Annotated in this window: 14 protein-coding genes and 1 riboswitch; of the genes, 13 read left to right on the top strand and 1 reads right to left on the bottom strand. The window is 39.7% G+C overall.

What is annotated here, in order from left to right; translation table 11 throughout:
- The first annotated feature begins 65 nt into the window (after positions 1-65).
- From DBR11_RS05580 to DBR11_RS05545, 8 genes are all read left to right on the top strand, one after another.
- Positions 66-2,381 carry a family 20 glycosylhydrolase gene (locus tag DBR11_RS05580; RefSeq protein WP_108550618.1) on the top strand — a complete coding sequence of 772 codons (2,316 nt, stop codon included), beginning with the start codon at positions 66-68 and terminating at the stop codon, positions 2,379-2,381.
- A gap of 135 nt (positions 2,382-2,516) precedes the next feature.
- Positions 2,517-2,999: a MarR family winged helix-turn-helix transcriptional regulator gene (locus DBR11_RS05575; RefSeq protein WP_108550617.1), complete on the top strand. Its 483-nt coding sequence runs from the start codon at positions 2,517-2,519 to the stop codon at positions 2,997-2,999.
- Positions 2,983-3,663: a GNAT family N-acetyltransferase gene (locus DBR11_RS05570; protein WP_108550616.1), complete on the top strand. Its 681-nt coding sequence runs from the start codon at positions 2,983-2,985 to the stop codon at positions 3,661-3,663. Before DBR11_RS05575 ends, DBR11_RS05570 begins: the two co-directional genes overlap by 17 nt.
- A gap of 208 nt (positions 3,664-3,871) precedes the next feature.
- Positions 3,872-5,650 (top strand): class I mannose-6-phosphate isomerase, encoded by a 1,779-nt coding sequence (locus DBR11_RS05565; RefSeq protein WP_108550615.1) that lies wholly within the window; start codon positions 3,872-3,874, stop codon positions 5,648-5,650.
- Positions 5,651-5,685: 35 nt separating this feature from the next.
- On the top strand, positions 5,686-7,074 hold the full coding sequence (locus DBR11_RS05560) for a sugar porter family MFS transporter (RefSeq protein WP_108550614.1): 1,389 nt from the start codon (positions 5,686-5,688) through the stop codon (positions 7,072-7,074).
- 40 nt (positions 7,075-7,114) lie between these two features.
- A complete protein-coding gene (locus DBR11_RS05555; RefSeq protein ID WP_199233769.1) occupies positions 7,115-10,468 on the top strand; it encodes a glycoside hydrolase family 38 C-terminal domain-containing protein in 3,354 nt (1,117 codons plus the stop codon).
- Between the two features lie 203 nt (positions 10,469-10,671).
- Entirely contained in the window at positions 10,672-12,189 is a 1,518-nt protein-coding gene (locus DBR11_RS05550; RefSeq protein WP_233260655.1) for a glycoside hydrolase, read from the top strand.
- A gap of 176 nt (positions 12,190-12,365) precedes the next feature.
- On the top strand, positions 12,366-13,247 hold the full coding sequence (locus tag DBR11_RS05545) for a polyphosphate kinase 2 family protein (RefSeq protein ID WP_108550612.1): 882 nt from the start codon (positions 12,366-12,368) through the stop codon (positions 13,245-13,247).
- 5 nt (positions 13,248-13,252) lie between these two features.
- On the opposite strand, the gene DBR11_RS05540 is transcribed toward DBR11_RS05545, so the two are convergent.
- Positions 13,253-14,371 (bottom strand): serine hydrolase, encoded by a 1,119-nt coding sequence (locus DBR11_RS05540; protein ID WP_233260654.1) that lies wholly within the window; start codon positions 14,369-14,371, stop codon positions 13,253-13,255.
- Between the two features lie 152 nt (positions 14,372-14,523).
- Positions 14,524-14,723: riboswitch (cobalamin riboswitch) on the top strand.
- Between the two features lie 95 nt (positions 14,724-14,818).
- Here DBR11_RS05540 and DBR11_RS05535 point away from each other — a divergent pair.
- From DBR11_RS05535 to DBR11_RS05515, 5 genes are read left to right on the top strand one after another with little or no spacing between them, the layout of a single operon-like run.
- The gene (locus DBR11_RS05535) at positions 14,819-16,858 is read left to right on the top strand and encodes a TonB-dependent receptor (RefSeq protein WP_108550611.1); all 2,040 of its coding nucleotides are present in this window, start codon (positions 14,819-14,821) and stop codon (positions 16,856-16,858) included.
- A 5-nt stretch (positions 16,859-16,863) separates the two neighbouring features.
- Positions 16,864-18,006: a YncE family protein gene (locus DBR11_RS05530; RefSeq protein ID WP_233260653.1), complete on the top strand. Its 1,143-nt coding sequence runs from the start codon at positions 16,864-16,866 to the stop codon at positions 18,004-18,006.
- 25 nt (positions 18,007-18,031) lie between these two features.
- Positions 18,032-19,147, top strand: a complete 1,116-nt coding sequence (locus DBR11_RS05525) for a cell surface protein (RefSeq protein WP_108550609.1) — start codon at positions 18,032-18,034, stop codon at positions 19,145-19,147.
- Positions 19,148-19,170: 23 nt separating this feature from the next.
- Complete coding sequence (locus DBR11_RS05520) at positions 19,171-21,036, top strand: TonB-dependent siderophore receptor (protein ID WP_108550608.1); 1,866 nt, start codon at positions 19,171-19,173, stop codon at positions 21,034-21,036.
- Positions 21,037-21,073: 37 nt separating this feature from the next.
- Positions 21,074-21,664: a DUF6580 family putative transport protein gene (locus DBR11_RS05515; protein ID WP_108550607.1), complete on the top strand. Its 591-nt coding sequence runs from the start codon at positions 21,074-21,076 to the stop codon at positions 21,662-21,664.
- Positions 21,665-21,723: the final 59 nt, after the last annotated feature.

Genomic DNA, 21,723 nt, shown 5'->3' with positions numbered 1-21,723 from the left:
AATGGAATACTACTTTTCAAGTTGGATCAGGAAATTACAATTTATTATAAGATAATCATACATTTATGTTTAACCAAAGAATTATATTTTTTCTGACCATTATAGCAATCGGCTTTGCATCATTAAAAAACGCATGTGCTCAACAAGAGAATAACCGGTATCTGGTTATTCCATATCCTTCGACGCTCGAACCTGGGAAAGGGATATTTATAGTCAGCCGGCATACCGCGATTGTGGCTCCCGCTAAAATGTTTAAAAATGAGCGTGCATTTTTGCAGAAAATGCTGGCAGGCTATTTAGGCATAGAACTTCCTCAAAAAAATATTGCCAAAGGAAAAAATACAATCGTAATGAAATACGATGCCCAAATAAAGGCAGACGAGGGATATAGACTGATGATTAACCCAGGTCAGGTTATATTACAGGCCCGCACGCCCACCGGTATGTTTTATGCGATGGAAACCCTGCGGCAGCTCTTGCCAGAAGATGTGGAGCGGGGTAAAGGCAAAACGTTAGTGCTTTCTTCTGTGAAAATCGCAGATCAGCCGAAGTTTGCCTGGAGAGCAATGATGTTAGACGTTTCCAGACATTTTTTCTCTTTGCAATATCTGAAGAAGTATGTGGATATGATGGCGCTTTATAAGATGAATAAACTCCATCTTCATTTAACAGACGACCAGGGCTGGAGAATAGAAATTAAAAAATATCCAGAACTGACCCGCAAAAGTGCCTGGAGAGAATTTAACAATCAGGATACTGCATGCGTGAACGTTGAAAAAGCAACAGGCAATACAGATTTTAGAATGGATAAACAACATCTGCTGAATAGAGATGGAAAGATTATGTACGGTGGCTTTTATACACAGGAACAAATGACTTCATTTATTCGATATGCGCAAAGCCGGCATGTGGAGATTATTCCTGAAATAGATATGCCGGGACATATGATGGCAGCTGTTAAAGCTTATAATTACTTAACCTGTGATGGTACAGTCGGAAACGGACCCGGTTTCTCCAATCCCATTTGTCCCTGCAACCCCAGGGTTTTGCAATTTGCAAAAGACGTTTATTCAGAGATAGCAGATTTGTTTCCATCCAAATATTTACACATCGGAGGGGATGAAGTAGAAAAAAGTAATTGGGAAAAATCTCCCTTTTGTCAAGCCTTCATGCGTGAGATGGGTTTTACGCATCTAAATCAGATACAACATTATTTTACCGCACAGATGAAGACCTTTTTCGGATCGAAGGGTAAAATATTAGTTGGCTGGGATGAGATCAGTGAAGCCGGTATTGATTCTGACGCTGTTGTAATGTTCTGGAGGTCATGGGCAGAAAGCATTCCACTACAGGCATCTAAAAATAAAAATAAGATCATCATGTCGCCTAGTGGTCCTCTTTATTTTGATGCAGTACCGGATATAAACACTTTAGCAGATGTATACAATTACAATCCGCTAAGCAAAAAATACGGGCTATCTAAAACACAAGAAAAAAATATCACGGGTGTCCAAGGTAATTTATGGACGGAAATGATTCCTACAGAAGAACGGGCAGATTATATGATTATGCCTCGAATGACGGCCCTTGCCGAAGTCGGCTGGACATATCGTCCGTTATACGGATCTTATATAAAAAGGTTAGAAAAACATTACAAGCGCCTGGATGATCTGAATATAAATTACAGAATGCCTGACATCACCGGTCTGGTCGAAAATAACGTTTTTGTAGGAGAAAAATTGTTCTTTAAAGAAGCGCCTTTAAAATACTATAAGATTCGTTATACTACTGATGGGAGTTTACCTGAAGCTGGTTCAAAAGTATTGGATAAACCCTTATCTGTCAAACATAATTTGTCACTCAAAATCGCGTTGTTTACACCTTCAGGCAGAAGAGGGGATATCAGCACCTTGCATTTTGCAGGTCAGCAATATAAAAAAACAGAACCGCTTACAAATTTACAGTACGGACTCCATACCGCTCTTTATAAAGGAAGTTTTTCGAGGACTACAAAAATAAAATCTAGGGCAGACAGTACATTCATGGCGCTGAAGGTGGAAGTACCTGTCGGCATAAAGTACAATGAGTTTGGTCTCAGATTTAACGGTTATATTGATGTGCCTGAAACCGGAATTTATTCATTTTATTTAAACTGCGATGATGGCGGTGTATTGTATATCGGAGATCAGTTACTAATTGATAATGATGGTTTACATCCTGCTAAAGAAAAAGGTGGACAAGTTGCATTGGAAAAAGGTTTGCACACTTTTAAACTTAATTTTATAGATGGCGGAGGAGGAAGCCGGTTGGATTTTAAGTATAGTATTGGAAATAGTGAGCAACAATTGGTTCCGGCCTCCTGGTTTAAACACAAAGAATAAACAATTAAACCCAGTGTAAATTTTGAAATAGATCCTTTACTTTTTTGTTAGAAATAAGATAACCTCCAACTTTTTTTTGGAGGTTATTTATCTAGTGTTTACATTTGGTAAGTATTTACGTAAATATTTACCTATATGGCACAAAATATTATCAACGAACTTGGCCCATTAGCCATTGGTTCCAGAATGAGGCGGCTTTATGACGTTTTATCTAAAGATGCAGCAAGGATATATGAAGATCATGAGTTGCAATTTGATATCAAATATTTCATTTTATTTTTTCTGATCAGTAAGAGGAAACAGATCGGAATAATGGACATCGCTGAAGAGCTCAGTCTCACTCACCCTGCAATCATTCACTTGGCAAAAGAGTTAGAAAAGAAGGGCTATATAGAATCGGTAAGTTCTCCAGACGATAGTCGGAAACGGCTGCTTCAGCTCTCCACTAAAGGTAAAAAAAGCCTTCCTGCCTTTAAAAAGGTATGGGAAAAGCTAAATGACTTAAATGAACAGCTTTTTGCTCAGCAGCATCAATTGCTTCAAACGCTTGAGGCAATAGAAAAAACATTGGAGGAAACATCCTACTATAAAAGATTTCAAAATGTTGAAACTCGATAATCCTACCTGGTATGCCTTAACCAGTACACATAAACCTTTTGGTATTGGGACAAGCAAGGCTAAACGATATCCTGCAAATGTTTTACCGTTTGTGGGCTTTGACGCAAATGCTGTTAATCCTTTGGAAACACTTCAAAATGAGGTAAGGCCAGGGGAAGTTATTTACATCATCGGTGAACTCCCTAAACTTCCTCTTTCATGGAAGGTATTGGGGGAGATTGCTGGCGATCAAATGGTTTGTGAGAAACTGATTGATGTTAAATATAAGGGGGATACTGAACTTTTGAAATTAGGTGTCTCAGATATTCCGGAGATGTATGACTTGATCAATAGTGTTCAACCTGGGTTTTTTAAAGAAGATACGGCAAAAATCGGAACTTATTATGGAATCAGGGTAAAGGGGAAATTGGTTGCTATGGCTGGTGAAAGACTTAAAATGACAGGTTTAAGTGAGGTAAGTGCGGTATGTACACATCCGGATTATACTGGAAGGGGGTATGCCGGGCAATTGGTTTCGCTGGTTGCCAAGCAGATGATAAATCAGGGCAAGATTCCTTTTTTGCATGTAGTGAGCAGTAACGACAGAGCAATTAAGCTCTACGAGAGACTCGGTTTTGTGAAGAGAAGAGGCATTACCTTCTGGAAGATTCAAGTTGGAAACTAAGACCTACATTTTCAGAACAATATATACGATAGATCTTGTTTTTGAATTTGCTTCCTGATTTAGGAGGTAAATTTTTGCCTACAGTTTATGATGTGTCAAAAAAAAAACTGTGACTATTGAAAATTGTGATAAAACTATTCTATATTCGTAGTATGTTCATATGTTCGAACATACTATAATATCTGATTTAAAAATTATCAAATTATCAATGGAATCTATTCAAACAGTACGAAAAACAATACAGCCTTTATTGCCCATTTCCAGTTCTTATTCTTCTCTTCCATCTTATAATATCGTTCCAACTTTTAGTACGCAATATGCAGTGCAAGCCGGTTATGATTCCCTGGTCCAAAGTTTATTAAGTGAAAAGACTGTAATTATCGATGGTTTTGGTGGTGTGCTATGGGAGTCTTTCCGGATGAACTTACAGCGTTGTTTTGATGGTTATAGCAAGAAAGTATCGTGGTATGATATAGATTCCTCATTAAAAAGCCCTGAAGAAATAAATTCAATGATTGTTGCTAACTTAAATGGTAACGATCCGGTATTTGGAAAGAAATACACTGGCAACCTGAATGATTTTTTTGATAAAGAAAAATTGCCATTATTAACATCCGATGATAATATTGACCTACACATTGTTTACGGAACAGGTGCTGCGTTGAGTAATTGGCCGGGACCAATTATTTATTTAGATGTCCCTAAAAATGAAATCCAGTATCGAATGCGGGCTAAAAGTATTGCTAATCTCGGCTCGGAAGAAATACTGGAGAATACCCAGATGTACAAACGATTCTATTTTGTAGACTGGCCGGTACTAAACAAACATAAAGAAGTATTGCTTTCAAAGATTAATTATATAGTTGATGAGCAACGTATCGATGAAATTACCTGGATGAAAGGCGACGATTTCAGAAATACACTGGACAGTATGTTTGAACAACCGTTTAGGGCAAAGCCCTGGTTTGAGGCGGGTATATGGGGTGGAAATTGGATGAAGGAAAGATTTAAAGGACTTCCTCAGCAGGAGATAAATTATGCATGGTCTTTTGAATTAATTACACCCGAAAATGGAATTGTGCTGGAAGGCAACCACCACTTGCTGGAGGTTTCTTTTGATTTTCTTTTATTCCGCAATAATTACAAAATGCTGGGAAAAGCTGCTGGCCGGTTCGGTAATGAATTTCCCATCCGTTTCGATTTTCTTGATACCTACGATGGGGGTAATCTTTCTATTCAGTGTCACCCAAGAACCAACTATATTCAAGAGCATTTTGGGGAAACGTTTACCCAGGATGAGACCTATTATATTTTGGATTGTGAGCCAGACGCCGATGTTTATTTAGGCTTTCAGGAGGATATCGATGCGAATGAGTTTAAACAAGCACTGTTAGATGCGCAGAAGAATGGTGTAGAACTGCCGATAGAAAAATATGTGCAAAAGTATAAGGCACATAAACATGATTTATTCCTCATTCCAAATGGAACTGTCCATGCTTCTGGTAAAAATAATATGGTGCTGGAAATTAGCAGCACGCCATATATTTTTACTTTTAAAATGTACGATTGGCTCCGTTTGGACCTTAATGGAAATCCTCGCCCCATTAACATTGAACATGCATTTAATAATTTACACTTTGAATACAAAGGGGATTACGTGCCTGAAAATCTGATCTCGCATCCTAAAGTAATAAGGGAATGGCCAGGGGGCAGAATGATGAAACTACCTACTCATCCAGAACATTTTTATACGGTTGACCGCTATGAATTTGATCATGAAATTATTATATATACAAATGGACAATGTCATATTTGTATGTTGGTTGAGGGAGAAACGGTTGAGGTGAAAGTTGGAACTGGAAATTCAGTATTTCAATATGCCGAAACATTTTTGATTCCTGCAGCTGTTGAACAATATACGGTTCGCAATTCCGGAGCAAAAAAGGCCTTTTTAGTGGTTGCTTATGTCAAAGAGACTTGCTGTTAACATTGAACCTAAATAAATAACCAAATTAAACTATTATGGAAAGAACAGGCGCAAATTATTTTATTTTTCTCATTACACTAATTGCTGCGTTAGGAGGTTTTTTATTCGGTTTTGATATGGCCGTGGTGAGCGGTATTATCGAGCCTTTAAAATTGCAATATGCATTGTCATCTGCACAGGAGGGATTGTTTGTTTCGAGTGCTTTATTAGGATGTATTGGCGGGGTGGCTTTTTCGGGTTATCTCAGCGATAAAATCGGCAGAAGGAAAGTCTTATTTATTTCGGCCGTATTGTTTTTAATCAGTGCGGTTGGTTTTTCATTTTCAGAGGCATATCCGATGCTGATCTTCTTTCGCGTTCTTGCCGGTATTGGGGTCGGTGTGGCTTCCAATGTTTCCCCGCTGTATATTTCAGAGGTGGCACCTTCGCAAAGACGAGGTAGATTGGTTGTTTTTTACCAGCTTGCAATTACTGTTGGGATTCTGGCCGCTTATATCAGCAATTTATTTTTACAGGGTTATGCGACGGCCAATGCTGGAAGTGGTAATGGGTTGTTTCACTGGTTCTTTGTGGAAAATGTTTGGCGGGGAATGTTTATTGTTGGGGTTATTCCGGCGGCTGGATTTTGCTTGTTGCTGCTCATCGTACCTGAAAGTCCACGCTGGTTGGCGCAATATGGTAGAAATGAGGAGGCCCTGGCGATTCTCAGTAAAATAAATGGAGAACAAACGGCACGTGTAGAGCTGGATTCTATTAAAGAGATGGCCAGTCAAAAATCAGGAGGCTATAAAGAATTGTTGCGTTTGCCACTAAGAAAATTGTTAACGTTGGCAGTAGTGCTTACAGCACTGTCGCAGTTCAGTGGGATCAACGGGGTGATTTTTTATGGGCCAACGATATTAAAGTCGGCAGGTATTGTGACCAGCGATGCGTTATTTTATCAGGTCATCCTGGGATCGGCCAATGTGCTTTTTACCTTTATAGCCATTTCAAAAGTTGATACCTGGGGACGCAGACCTTTATACATTGTTGGTTCCTTGTGTGCAGCCCTTGCTTTGGCACTAACAGGCGTATGTTTCTTAATGAATATCACAGGATGGTTCATGTTGTTTAGCATCATTTTGTTTCTTCTGTTTTTTGCATTCTCTCTTGGACCATTGAAATTTGTGATTTCAACAGAAATATTTCCAACGCATATCAGAGGAACAGCTTTGTCTATGTGCATTATGACCATGTGGGTTTCTGATTGGGTGGTGAACCTGTTGTTTCCTATGATGAGGGACGGGTTTGGCATAGCTACCACATTCTTTATATTCTCCTTCTTTTGTCTGCTTTCCTTCCTGTACGCAAAAAGTAAATTGTTTGAAACAAAAGGAAAAAGCCTGGAAGAAATTGAGAAAGCCTGGAATTCTGAAGTAAAATAGATCATCAAGATACAATTCCAATAATAAACAACAACACAATATGTTATCAAATAATATTTCCTGTGGGATAAGAAATGGGTTTTTAATTCTCATAGCCCTGTTGCTTGCAAATAGGGTACGGGCACAAAAAGAAGTTCCCTATTTTGGTAAAATTCAATGGATTAATGGGTATGCCAAAGAGATTAAGGGAGAAAATATAAGCTATGATTCTGCATTCCCGGATTATGCAACTATAGCTTTACTGACCAGATGTACAGATGGTCAAAAGGTAATCGAATGGGAAACCGCTCCTGTTCCTCAAAAACCGAAGGGAAAGTACGTTTATTTTAGTTGGGTTGCCGCTCATTCATCGGGCAGCAGCAGCGGGGCACGAAATTTTGATTTATATGTGAACGATGAAAAATTACTGACTTTTACCACTCAGCCGGCTCATAAAACACCAGACTGGAAGTTTGTTACCGCCGACAGCTCTGCACTGGTTTTTCATCAAACTAAAAGAGACGGAGCAAATGATGCTCACGGACTGTCATTTCTTCGTTTGCCAGTGAACAAACTTAAATCTGGTATGCCAGTTAGACTTAAAGTTGTTGGTCAGGCACAAAACAGCAATGATTGGTATATGACTTTTAAATTCTCATTTGAGGAAAAAGCGGATATCTATCCCCGACCATTCTTATTAAAAGATGGAAAGCAAGTCATTACAATAGCGGCTTTGCATTTTGGCAAAGATGTGCCAATGACAGTCGACATTAGGGGTCAGGAATCACATTCATTTCAGCTTCTCGATGGCGTAAATCAATTTGATATTCCTGTAAATCCGGTTTCGAAAGAGGACAGTATTATGATTAATGTTACAGCTGGCAGTAAAGTATTGATCCATAAATTTGTTGCACTGAGACCTGTAAAGTACCGCGTTTTACATTTTATACACCATTCGCATACCGATATAGGTTATTCTCACCTTCAGCCGGAGGTATTAAAAATTCATATAAAGAATATTGATGATGCCTTGCAGATGATCGAGACCACAAAAAACCTTCCGGTAGAGGCCCGGTTCAAATGGAATATTGAGTCGTTATGGGTGGTAGAGAATTACATGAAACAAGCGAGTCCCTTGCAAAAGGAAAAATTTATAAGTGCAGTAAAATCGGGTAGTATTTGCTTGTCGGCTTTATATGCTAATATTCTGACAGGTCTTAGTGAGCCCGAAGAGATGTTTCATTATACAGATTATGCAAATCAGTTAAAGAAAGATTATGGTCTTGTTATTAATAGTGCAATGATTTCTGATGTACCTGGTTTTGCATGGACAACAGTAACGGCTTTGTCTAAAGGTGGGGTTCGGTATTTTTCGAGTGGTCCTAATTTTATGGGTGAAAATCATCCATACCTTGGAGACAGGGTAGGGCATTTTGTTAAAACCTGGGGAGATAAGCCGGTTTGGTGGGCTTCCCCTTCGGGCGAAGAGAAGGTGCTATTCTGGACAGGTGCAAAAGGCTATTCATCGTGGCATGGAACAGCTCCCGGAGGCATATTTAAACGTGGTCCTGGTAAAATTGCGGCTTACTTGAATGAACTGGATAAGAATAATTATCCTTATGAAATGGTACAATGGCGTTATAATGTGGTTGCAGATAACGGGCCAATTGATACGGCAATTTCTCGTTTTGTTGATCAATGGAATAGAAAATATTCCTCTCCTAAAATTGTATTGAATACAACGGACAAAATGTTTGAGGAGTTTGAGCAGAAGTATGGGGCCCAGCTTCAGGTGGTAAAAGGTGATATTACTCCATATTGGGAAGATGGGGCGGCTTCTACCGCCTCTGAAGAAGGCAAAAACAGAGTGAATAGTTTGCGTTTGCAACAGCTGACCACGCTCTATTCCATGTTAAATCCTAAGCAATATAGCAATGAGAGGTTTTATGAGGCCTGGAAAAATATCATTATGTTTCATGAACATACCTGGGGCGCCCATAATAGCATTACGGAGCCAGATGTCCCTTTTGTAACTGAACAATGGCGGATTAAGAAGCAATTTATGCTCGATGCGGATGAAGAGATTCACTCGCTGGAGAAGGATTTATTACAGCCCTTCAATAATTCCAGGTCAAAAAAAATAGCTGTATTCAATACCTTGTCCTGGAAGCGAAGCGGACCAGTTATGCTGCCCACTGGCACTAAGGCCAAGGCAGTCAAAGATGCATCTGGTAAATTATACCCGCTCCAAAAATTGAGCAATGGAAGTTATGTGTTTATTGCCCGGGATATTCCACCTTTAGGGACGGCATTGTATGAGCTCTCAGATGCACAAGCGCCGGGTGCAACTTCCAAGCTCCGTTTAACTGATCAAACGCTTTCCAACGGGAATGTAAGTGTGCAGTGGGATAAAACAAATGGTAGTTTGCTGAAGATCAATCTGGATAATGATTTTAATTATGCCGGTGTTTTTAACAGTCAGGGATTAAACAGTTATTGGTATGTAGCAGGTTTAAATCCGGCAGATGCAGTTACAAATGCCAATGTCCAGTTAAAGGTATTGGAGAACGGCCCGGTACTGAAGTCTGTTAGCATGGTTGCTGCGGCTCCGGGTACCAATAAGCTTGAGCGAAGGATAAATTTGTATGCAGGAAGTGACGAAATTGAAGTTGAAAATATAGTTGACAAAAAAGCGATCCGCGACAAAGAGGCTGTTCATTTCGGATTTCCTTTCCATGCGTCTTTTGATCAAACAATAGTGGATGCCGGTTATGGTGCTATGCGTTACCTGACCGATCAATTGCCAGGCTCAAACATGGATTATATGTATGGGCGAAGATGGCTGGATGTAAATTCGACAGATAAAGGTATGCAGTGGATGCTGCTTGAAGCACCCTTGGTTGAGCCTGGTGCTATGATTGATGAACGACGTACTGTTGCTCCTGGTCATAAAGAATGGAAAAAAGATGGGGCTCCAACTTCAAACTGGTTCAGTTATGTAATGAATAACTATTGGCATACCAATTACAAAGCTGATCAGGAGGGGATAGCCCGTTTCAGATATGCATTAAGACCTCATGGTCAGTTTAGTTATTCTGAAACAGAAAAAATGGGAATGGCATTTACTCAACCCTTGTTGGCATTGCCAGTCAATGGATCTATGGTTGTTAAAGGGGAATTATTTGAACTGAGCGATAATCATATCGTAGTGACCAGTGTAACGCCTCAGCAGGATCGAGGTTTTATGATTCGACTTTACAATCCTGAACCATTACCTCAACAAACCAGAATTAGATGGAATAGTATAAAACCATCGCAATTTATTGACAAGAACAGTGGAAAGGCATTTCAGGCCAATGATGTGATAACTATAAGTGGAATGGGTGTTATGGATCTTATTTTCTCACCCAACTGAAAATCTGAGTCCTTCCCAAAAGTTTAAATGACATAAAATTAGTGGAAGAAAAAGTATCAGAATAGGCGAAAAAACTATTCAAAAGATACTTTTTCTTCCACTAATTTTATGTCAAACCTGGAGCTGGAGATATTATTCCATAGACTGGTTGATTATGGTAGCTAATTTTTTCTAAATATAAATTAACTAAAAAATCAATTTCTATGACGTTCAAATCAATTAACATCTCTTTACTTGCATTGATTGCACTAGGCGCTGCAAGCTGTAAAAAGAATTCGGCAGAAGAGCTGATCTCGAAGGGACAGAATCTTAAAATGTCTGCAAAGACAACAACGACGGCTGCTCTTGCCGGTGGCACAGACATTACTTTGAACTGGGACCAAACCTACCAGCGCATCGATGGTTTTGGAGCATTTGGAGGTCGTATTGTGCCATTTTTTGAGTCTTCAAAGCGCGATAGCATTATGGGCTACCTTTGGGGCCAACAGGGCCTACAGTTGAACATTGTTCGGGGTAAGGTATTGCATACGTACGCTTTTAATAAGCAAACAGGCGTGGTTAGTATTAAACCTGCAGGAACGGATATCAATGTTGATGTGACCAGTAGTGCTTATACTGCTCTTACAGATGTTCAGAAAGAACAACTGGGGCAATTGTGGATCCTGAAAAAAATAAAGGAACGGTACCAGGTCCCGATCACTATTGCCAGTACCTGGACTCCGCCTTTATCAATGAAGACCAATACCAGCAGCGAGAGTGCTAAAGGCTTCAATGGACTGAATTTTAATACCAGTTCTACGGATTTTGCAAACTATCTGGCTGGTTTTGCAAAAGCTTATCAAAACGAAGGGGTAAACTTCTATGGGATATCGCCTTCCAACGAACCTGAGAATGTGTTTTCAGATTGGGACGCATCTTATTGGACTTCGGCACATCTGGGCCAATTTGTAACCAATAACCTCCGGCCCGCTTTGAACCAGCAAGGATTAAATGGGACAAAGATTATTTCTTCAGAGAATGCAGCATGGGGTACAGCAAATTCTTTCCTGGCTGGTATGGATAAAAGCAATGTAGATATCCTGGCGGGACATGGTTATGTTGAAATGGGAGATCTGATTTTAGGTAAACGAGGGCTGAACCAGAACCCAGTGACCTGGAATTATGCTACAGGGAACAGGCCGGTTTGGATGACAGAAACCTCTGATGATAGTGGTAATTATGATAACACGATTACCGGCGGGTTGAAGTTTGCCACAAGTATGCATAAGTTTATGTCAGAATGCAATGTAAATGCTTTTATATATTGGCTTGGTATGCTGGCCATTCGAAATAATGAATCTCTGATCTGTACTAACGGGGATGGTTCTCTGGATTTTCCAAAAACCTACGATGTAATGGGACAGTTCTCCCGCTACGTACATGCCGGATATTTCCGGTTCGGAGCAACGGTACAGAACAATTCAGATCTTAAAGTCTCTGCGTATAAAGATCCGGCCACGGGTAAATTTAGCCTGGTTGCCATTAATCCAGGCACACAGGTGATCTCTACGACCTTACATCTTCAAGGGTTCTCGGCCGGAACTTTAACCAGCTATCAGACAACAGGGAGCAGTAGTGCGCATTGGCAGCAAAGTAGTCCAATTACAGTGGCCTCAGATGGTAGTTTTACTTTGAGTATTCCTGCGCAGAGTGTGGTTACTTTTACAGGTCAGAAAAATTAGATTTAGAAGAAGGTAACTCCATATGTTGATAGTGAAATGAGCCCGGTATTATATCGGGCTCATTGTTTTTGAAAATGAGTATTTAGTGAAATTTTTAGTATAATTGAATTAAGCATCTTACGTTGATAGAAGAAGACCATCTTTTAAGCAACAGTGGAGACTTAAAATCATACCTTATGAAAAAAGACATCGAAAAATACCTTGCAGAGCCTGGAACTAAGATATCCCTTAAAAACTATGCAACCAGTTATTCCGGAAAACTGGACAAGGAAGACGGGTTAATGGAACTTCAGGAGGCGAAAGATAAATTAGATGATTTTCAGGAAACGCTGTATGCGGCAAATTCTCATTCTCTGCTTGTCATTTTCCAGGCGATGGATGCTGCAGGAAAGGACAGCGCTATAGAGCATGTGATGTCCGGGTTAAACCCTCAGGGCTGTCAGGTGTATAGTTTCAAAACACCAAGTGCGGAAGAGTATAGTCATGATTTTTTATGGAGACATTATAAAGCTTTGCCCCAAAGTGGGAAAATCGGCATTCACAACCGTTCCCATTATGAAAATGTATTGATATGTAAAGTCCATCCGGAGTATATCCTCGCGGAGAATATTCCCGGTTATACCGATGTTAAAAACATAGATAAAGATTTCTGGAAGAAACGTTACGAAAGCATCCGGAATTTTGAACAGCATGTGAGCAGGAATGGAACGGTGATCCTGAAATTCTTTCTGTACGTTTCTAAAGATGAGCAGAAAGAACGTTTTTTGGACAGGATCAAAGACCGCACAAAGAACTGGAAATTTTCGGAGGGCGATATCGTGGAGCGTCAGTATTGGGATAAGTATATGGAAGCTTATGAAGAGGCGATCCAGGAAACTTCTACAAAAGAAGCGCCTTGGTTCATTATTCCTGCGGATAAAAAATGGTATACCCGCTTGGCGATTAGTCAGATCATTGTAGATACACTGGAAAAAATGAAGCTTGAATTTCCAGTCTTGCCAAAAGACAAAACTGAGAAATTAAAGGATATTGAAAAACGCTTGCTGGACGAGAAATAAGCAATTTATTTTCTGTCGAGTTCATAGTTATAGATCATTCTACCCAGGTTTTTCATGAAAGGGTAACAGATGGTTTCATATTCGTATTTTCCATCGTTAAATATGCCATCTTCATTAGATTGCACCACTGCCGTTAAAAAGAATTCTACATGGTGTTTGGTGTCTTTGAAATATGCGTTGTCAATGATGAAACCGTAAGAATCTCCGTATTTATTGAATATTTTAAGGTCTGGCTGGAGTTCTGTTTCCTTTTCTCTTCCATAATACAGCATTTTAGCGTAGGTTGGCCAAAACTCCTTCGGGTCATATTTTGGATAATCGCTTTCTATGGGCAGCTTACTCATATAGGTATAGATCAGCTTATAATCTGAAGGGCTGAGGTGAAAACGTTCATTTGCAGGATAGGCTTCTGGAGCAATAAGTCTTTTCATTAAAGATTGCTGGTCGGCAACGGAGAAGGCATTTTTATTTTCAAGACTGAAAGGCTTATTGACCAGATGCTCACTGCTGTCCAGATAGGCTTTTCCCATTAGTGTATTGCTGAGCTGCAGCGGATATTCTTTAGGGTCATATTGTGCTGGCTGGCTATAAACCAACTGATCTCCGTTATAAAACCGAACAGGGTTAGTATGTTTGGCCGGTTCTCCTGAATCTCCTATGGCCAAACGATTTAATACACGACTGTTCCTTAAACCATATTTCCTTAATTTGGCATTGATTTCCGCTCTGCCAATAAATTCAAACAATCGGTTGAAGGCATCATTATCACTGGTGAGCAGGATTTTTTTGATGTAATGCTCCAGAGAGGGTAGCCCATTCTCTGCAGTTAGATCTTGGCTCACCTTGGTTTGTCCTTGATAACTGCTATCCGTAAGCATGGTGCTTTGTGCGGTAAGACCTTTTACTTTTAGATCATTTAGTTTCTCTAGTGCGAATATGACGGCAGCGAGTTTAACCGTACTGGCCGGATAGAAATAATGATGTGCATTGAGATTATAGCTGTAGGATTTAAAAGCAGGTTTATTGTTCTTATCTCTCCGGATCTGTGTATACAATATCTGAACTTCATGCTTTTGCGGATGATCCAGGACAGTTGAAAACAATTCTGGCTTGGATTCCATCATTTTTTTTTAGAAATACGGTGTCTGTTTGTTGTGCCATGGTATTCAAGCTGAGTATACCGAGTAAAAAGGTAGCGGTTTTAAGCATATTAAAGATTTATGAGTGGCTTAAAGATAACAAAATGAGATTTATTTGTGAAGCTTTGCAAATTTGATACCTTTGCATCGCTTTTGGTTCCTGATATTGTAGAATTTCAGGATTAAAAGGGAATATGGTGTAAATCCATAACTGTCCCGCAGCTGTAAGCTTCAAAACGGGGTCTAATTCTTCGCCACTGTTTAAACACAGGTTTAAATGGGAAGGCAAGACCACCGGAAGTAAGTCAGAAGACCTGCCACCAGCATTAGAATTTCATAGCTTTCGGGGATTGAAGCTAGGAGTGAGTGCTTTATTTATGTATTTCATTTCTTTAATCTAACTGTTTGCTGTGGGTAATACTCACAACAAAAATGATAAGAACCAGAATTGCCTTTAGGGGTGATAAATATTGTTTTTATGCTTTTTTGGCTATACTATGGTGTCATTGTATCAGGCCAGAGCCACTTTTTGCGCAAACAGATTCGCTGAAAAAAGCCAACGAACTGAAAGAAGTAAAAATAAGAGCAATCAAGCTTTCCCGCAGGCAAACTTCTTCTACACCTTTACAAATCTTGTCTGGTGCAGACCTGGAAAAACTCAATAGTTTATCTGTTGCTGATGCAGTCAGGTTCTTTTCTGGTGTGCAATTGAAGGATTATGGAGGTATAGGTGGCCTGAAGACCATCAACGTACGTAGTATGGGGACCAACCATACAGCCGTATTTTACGATGGTGTGCCCATTACCAATGCCCAGAATGGTCAGGTAGACCTAGGCAAATTCTCCCTGGATAACATTGAAGAAATAGAACTCTACAGTGGTCAGAAAAGTGAGATTTTCCAGTCGGCGAGGGGTTTTGCTTCTGCCAGTTCTATATATCTGAATACCCTGCAGCCAAAATTTGAAAAAGGGGAAGAAGACCATTTCAAACTGGCACTAAAAACAGGTTCATTTGGGTTACTTAATCCGTCTTTATTGTGGCAGCACAAGTTGAATGACCGTGTTTCTGCGAGCCTGAGTACTGAATATACCCAATCAAACGGAAGGTATAAATTCAGGTACACCAATGGCGTATATGATACGACAGCGGTTCGCAACAATGGAGATGTGGAGCGGATGAGGGTAGAGGCCGGACTGAATGGGGTATTACCCGACAGCAGTACATGGAATGCAAAAGTCTATTTTTATAAGGACCAAATGGGGTTACCGGGACCAATTATCGGGAACAGGTTTGATTATGACCAGAGAAGCTGGAGCAAAAATCTGTTTGTGCAATCTTCTTATGAAAAGAAGATCACGGATGCCTATCGTTTGAAGGCGCTAGCCAAGTATTCCAATGATTATACCCGTTATCTTGATCCGGACTTTGTAAATCTGGATGGACTGTTAAACAACCGCTTTCACCAGCATGAGCTATATTTATCAGTAGCCAATCAGTATAAAATCAATTCCTGGTGGACTGCAGTACTTTCTGGCGATTATCAGTTGAATACGCTGGATGCAAACCTGGATCATTTTCCTTATCCTACAAGAAATACATTTTTATTGGCATTGGCCACCCAACTTCATTTTGACCGGCTGGACATTCAGGCCAATCTGCTTGGAACATTTGTAAACGATAAAGTGAAATATTATACTGCGGCGGGTAATAAACAGGAATTTACGCCAACCTTGATGCTTTCCTGGCAGCCTTTTGAGCAGAAAGAATTCCGGATACGGTCTTTCTTTAAAAGCATTTTTAGAATGCCAACCTTTAATGACCTTTATTACACGTTGATTGGCCGCACCAGCCTGAAACCAGAATATACCAAACAATATGATCTTGGCTTTACTTATGCGAAATTGTTTGACAATACACTACTCCGTTCCTTCTCTCTGCAAACAGATGCTTACTTCAACCGGGTGAAGGATAAAATTATTGCAGTACCAGGAAATAATGGCTTCAGATGGAGTATGAAGAATTTGAACCTGGTCGATATTAAAGGAATCGATGTCAATATGCAGTCTGGGTGGAGTATAGCCCAAGAGCTTCAGCTCAATATGGGCTTAACGTACACCTATCAGCAGGCACAGGACGTCACACCTGGCACAGCTTATTACAAAAATCAAATCCCCTATATTCCATTGCACAGTGGCTCCCTTATGGGAGGGGCACAATGGAGAAATTATAGTTTCAACTATAGTTATATCTATACCAGTGAGCGGTATAACCAGGCGGCTAATATCCCAGTTAACTATGTGAAACCCTGGTATACGCATGACATCGCTTTTCATTACAATACCCTTATCGGGAAAAATAAAGTCAGGCTAACTGCAGAAGTGAACAATCTGTTCAATCAATATTATGATGTGGTGGAGAATTTTCCAATGCCTGGCCGTTCTTATCGGTTCACCTTATCCTATCAACTATGAAATACATGAAATTTTTAAAATATGGTACGATCATTATCCTTATAGTGACTTTTGCATCCTGTCGTAAAGATCCTCAGCCCATTCCTGAAGAAATTACAAATACGCTTTTTCCGGCAGAGCCAAATGCCGCGGTAAAAGGGATGTATGTTGTCAATGAGGGAAACATGAACATGAATAAGGCATCGCTGGATTATGTGGATTTTACCCAGGGATTATACCGTAAGAATATCTACAACCAAGTGAACCCGGAGGTGACAAAGGGCTTGGGGGATGTAGCTAATGATATTGGTGTTTATGGCGCCAAGCTGTATGTGGTGGTTAATATTTCCAATAAGATCGAAGTGATGGATGTAAAAACGGCCAAACGGATTAAAATGATTGACTTGGTGAATTGCCGTTATGTAACCTTTCATGGCAACAAGGCTTATGTGAGTGCGTACCTGGGTAAAGTAGGCGATCCTAAAGCGCCGCAGGGAATTGTGGCGGAAATAGACACTGCAACGCTTCAAATTACCCGTAAGATTGAAGTTGGACGCCAACCGGAAGAAATGGCTGTGGTAGGAAATAAGCTCTATGTGGCCAACTCAGGAGGCTATAGTCCACCTAATTATGAAAGGACGGTATCCGTAATTGATATGGATTCTTTCACAGAGATCAAGAGGATTGATGTGGCTATTAATCTCCACAGGTTGAAGGCAGATCAATATGGAGATCTATATGTAACCTCCAGGGGTGATTATTACGATATTCCTTCTAAGCTTTTTGTAATCGATACCAAGACCGATCTGGTGAAAAAGACATTTAATGTTGCGGCAAGCAACTTAGCTATAGATGGTGATAAAGCCTATGTCTATAGCACAGAATATAGCTATATCACAGGGGAGAATACCATCTCTTATTCCATGATCAATGTAAAAGATGAAACCATTATTCCTGGTAGTTTTATCAGCGACGGTACAGATAAGAAAATTAAAATACCTTATGGTATTGCTGTACATCCCGTTACTAAGGATGTTTTTGTAAGTGATGCCACAGATTACGTTACCCCTGGCAGATTGTACTGTTTTGGTGCCGATGGAAGGCAGAAATGGTCGGTGGAAACAGGAGATATTCCCGCCAGTTTCGCATTTGTATACAAAACCAACTAATTCATAATTAAACAAGCAAATTTATATGAACCTAAACATTTACTTAAGAGTGGCCTTAATTGGCTTGATCATTTTTACAGCATCCTGTAAAAAAGACAAAGAACCTGTTTTTCCCGACTTTAAAATGAGTGTCGAAAACAAAGAGGTGACCAGCGAAATAAATAAACCCATCACATTTTCTGTTTCAACCACAAATGGAGTTGTTTTTAGCAGTGAATGGAAGCTGGATGGTACGAGCGTAGGTACAACACCCAGCTATATTTTTACAGCTGTAAAGTCTGGAACGCACATTCTGGAATACACTTCTAATTTTGATGGTGGTCAATACAGTTATAAATATAACCTGACCGTAAATGTACCTGAAGTTCCGGTTACCGAGAAAAGCAACGCCTATGTTACGCAGTTGTTTGAATTTATGCCAGCACCAGGGCAGTTTATAAATACTTCCCTTGCCAATGAAAGTGCTGGAAAAGCCATTCTTGGAGGTCAATCAAATATGATCTGCCTGGGTGCCTGGGGAGGGTATGTAGTGCTTGGTTTCGATCATACCGTTATCAATCAACCAGGTAAAGAAGATATTATGGTATATGGTAATGCCTTTAATAATTTTGCAGAGCCAGGTGTAATTTGGGTTATGCAGGATGAAAACGGGAATGGAAAACCAGATGATACCTGGTATGAAGTAGCCGGTAGTGAATTTAATAAAACAGGTTACAAAAGAGCGTATTCGGTAACTTATACCCGCCCAACACCTGCGACAGCTGATGTTCCTTGGAAAGACAACCTGGGCAATACGGGTGTGGTGAAAACCAATGTGTATCACAAACAGGCCTATTTCCCTGAATGGATAAAAGGTAATGAATACACGCTTACAGGAACTTTACTGCCCAGTACGAATATCGACGACAGCAATCCTTCTTATATCATAAGTCCGCAGTTTGCATGGGGATACGCAGATAATACACCTGGAGGGGATAAAATTGATATTGCCAATGCCATAGATAGTAAAGGAAATAAAGTGGTACTGAAAGGCATAGACTTTATCAAGATCCAGACAGGAATCCAGTACAATATGGGATGGCTTGGGGAACAGTCTACCGAAGTTACAGGGGTAGCTGATATAAGTTTATTAAAGAATTAATACCTTTAAAACCAATCAACAAAATGAATATTAAAAATTACGTATTAATCGCGTCAGGATTAACTTTTAGCCAGATGATTCTGGTGAATGATGCAAAAGCACAAAAAGAGATCAAACTGGACTCTGTGGTGATCAGTACCACTAAAAATGACCAGAAACAGTCGCAAACGGGTAAAGTAGTTACCATTATTGGAAGTGATGTGTTAGACCGCAGCCATGGTAAGAATTTGACAGACTTGTTAAATGAGCAGGCTGGTATTGTTGTTGGAGGTGCCACAGGAAATGCCGGGTTGAATAAAAGCTTGTTTGTAAGAGGCGCGGGGAGTGCTTATGCTGTTGTACTCATTGATGGTATTTTAGTAAGCAATCCAGCAGGTGCGGCTTTCGATCTGCGTATGATCTCTATTGATCAGATAGAACGTATAGAGATCCTGAAAGGTGGTCAGTCAACCATTTATGGATCTGATGCGGTTGCAGGTGTGATCAATATCATTACAAAAAAAGGCGGTAAAGATGGAAACAGCGTATATGGCGCAGCCAGTTACGGAAGTTACAAAACCTATAAAGGAACTGTTGGGATTAGCAGCAAAGTAGATGATTTCTCTTATAATGTGGCTTATACCCAAGGTAAAACGGATGGTATTTCTGAGGCGGCTACTCCAGAGGGAAGTGCATCCGAATTTGATAAAGATGGCAATAAAACGGGCGCTGTGAATGCAAACTTCTCTTTACAGGCGAGTAAAAATTTCAGTATCAGTCCTTTTCTCCGTTATTTCTACGGTCACTATGATTTTGACTCAGGTGCTTTTAAAGACAGCCCAACAAATAACTTTAAATTGAAGCATTTTAATGGTGGTTTTAATACCAAATATGAGTTTGCAACCGGGAAGATTAATCTAAATTACAGTTATGAAGATTCACAACTGGATTCAAAAGGAGATTATGGGACGAGCCTTTCTGAGGGTAAATTGAATTTTATCGATTTGTTCTATAACCAGAAAATTGGATCTAAGCTGGATGTTTTGGTAGGTTTAGACAACAGAGCCACTAAATTCAGATTGAATGCTAATCAGCAACCATCAACAAACCTGTTTAGTACTTACGCTTCTGTGTTTATGCATGACCTGAGCATCTTTAATCTGGAAGTTGGCGGACGTTATAATAAACATAAACAATATGGTGAAAACTCTACTTTTAACATTACCCCATCTATCAATATTATTAAAGCGTTAAAATTGTTTGGAACGTATTCAACAGCTTTCAAAGCGCCAACGTTGGAAAACCTATTCGGGGCCTATGGTGCTAATTTAAACCTGACTCCTGAGAAATCGAAAAATTATGAGGCCGGATTTAACCTGAGTTTTGCAGATGATCAATATTCCTTGCGTGTAGCGGGCTTTAAACGCGATTTGACCAATGCGATTGTTTATGGAAATGTGGGGTATATCAACCAGGCGAATCAAAAAGCAAAGGGAGTTGAAGTAGAGCCGGCAGTTCAAATTGGGTCTTTACATTTAAAAGGTTATTATGCTTATGTAGAAGGGACAGAGTTTAACTTTGTAACCAATGAAGTTTCTGATTACCTGTTGCGCAGACCAAAGAATATCGTTGGCGTTAATGCTGGTGTACAGGCTACTAAGGCATTATATGTAAGTGCTAACTTTAAGTATAATGGAAAACGTCAGGATGGTGATTTTACCAATTATAAGGTAGTTGACCTGGCTTCTTACAAATTGCTTGATTTTTATGCGGAGTATACTATCGCTAAAAATCGGGTGAAATTTTTCGCAGATCTTAAAAATATCTTAAATGAAAAGTATACTGAGTTCTATGGTTACAACAGTATGGGCTTTAATATGAATGCAGGTATAAGTTTTAATATTCATTAAGAATTGGTATTTTTACATTTTAAAAATATAAACCAATATGTCACTAGAAAAAATCAACATCAGAAATTCTATTCTTATTCTGATTATAGTTGCTGCGGCAGCTACCCGTTTTTTACACCTGGGTAGTTTCAGTTCGTGGACCAATTTTACACCGCTTGGTGCAATGGCCATGTTTGGAGGCGCTTATTTTTCGGATAAGGTAAAGGCTTATGCAGTTCCATTAATCACACTTTTTGTGAGTGACCTGGTGGTAAACTATGCCTATTACCAAAAGATTGTTTTATTTTATGATGGTGCTTTTTGGGTATACCTGAGTTTTATATTCATGGTATTGGTGGGCACATTTATTAAAAAAGCAAATTTTGCCAATGTACTGATCGCTTCTGTAGTCACAGTATTTATTCATTGGATCGTTTCTGATATAGGTGCTGTATTAATGGTAGGTTCGATGTATCCTAAAAGCTTTGCGGGTTACCTGCAGGCGCTGATAGGTGCCATTCCATTTGAACGGAACCTTTTAGTGAGCAACCTGGTTTACGGATTGCTGATGTTTGGCGGCTTTGAGTATGCAAAAACGAAATTCCCTGCTTTAAGTTTTAACAAACAGCAAGCTATACAGCATTCCTGAAAAAATAAAATTAAATGAGCGAAGCCCGTTTGCACTGGTTGCTAAAGGGCTTTTTTATT

It is taken from the genome of Pedobacter sp. HMWF019 (assembly GCF_003061025.1).
GTDB lineage: Bacteria > Bacteroidota > Bacteroidia > Sphingobacteriales > Sphingobacteriaceae > Pedobacter.
The sequence above is the reverse complement of the archived record's forward strand: the minus strand, read 5'-3'. Positions and strand labels throughout refer to the sequence as shown.

Coding starts and splice junctions, on each gene's coding strand:
- DBR11_RS05580 (WP_108550618.1), top strand. CDS start 66: ATGTTTAACCAAAGAATTATATTTTTTCTGACCATTATAGCAATCGGC.
- DBR11_RS05575 (WP_108550617.1), top strand. CDS start 2,517: ATGGCACAAAATATTATCAACGAACTTGGCCCATTAGCCATTGGTTCC.
- DBR11_RS05570 (WP_108550616.1), top strand. CDS start 2,983: ATGTTGAAACTCGATAATCCTACCTGGTATGCCTTAACCAGTACACAT.
- DBR11_RS05565 (WP_108550615.1), top strand. CDS start 3,872: ATGGAATCTATTCAAACAGTACGAAAAACAATACAGCCTTTATTGCCC.
- DBR11_RS05560 (WP_108550614.1), top strand. CDS start 5,686: ATGGAAAGAACAGGCGCAAATTATTTTATTTTTCTCATTACACTAATT.
- DBR11_RS05555 (WP_199233769.1), top strand. CDS start 7,115: ATGTTATCAAATAATATTTCCTGTGGGATAAGAAATGGGTTTTTAATT.
- DBR11_RS05550 (WP_233260655.1), top strand. CDS start 10,672: ATGACGTTCAAATCAATTAACATCTCTTTACTTGCATTGATTGCACTA.
- DBR11_RS05545 (WP_108550612.1), top strand. CDS start 12,366: ATGAAAAAAGACATCGAAAAATACCTTGCAGAGCCTGGAACTAAGATA.
- DBR11_RS05540 (WP_233260654.1), bottom strand. CDS start 14,371: ATGATGGAATCCAAGCCAGAATTGTTTTCAACTGTCCTGGATCATCCG.
- DBR11_RS05535 (WP_108550611.1), top strand. CDS start 14,819: ATGATAAGAACCAGAATTGCCTTTAGGGGTGATAAATATTGTTTTTAT.
- DBR11_RS05530 (WP_233260653.1), top strand. CDS start 16,864: ATGAAATTTTTAAAATATGGTACGATCATTATCCTTATAGTGACTTTT.
- DBR11_RS05525 (WP_108550609.1), top strand. CDS start 18,032: ATGAACCTAAACATTTACTTAAGAGTGGCCTTAATTGGCTTGATCATT.
- DBR11_RS05520 (WP_108550608.1), top strand. CDS start 19,171: ATGAATATTAAAAATTACGTATTAATCGCGTCAGGATTAACTTTTAGC.
- DBR11_RS05515 (WP_108550607.1), top strand. CDS start 21,074: ATGTCACTAGAAAAAATCAACATCAGAAATTCTATTCTTATTCTGATT.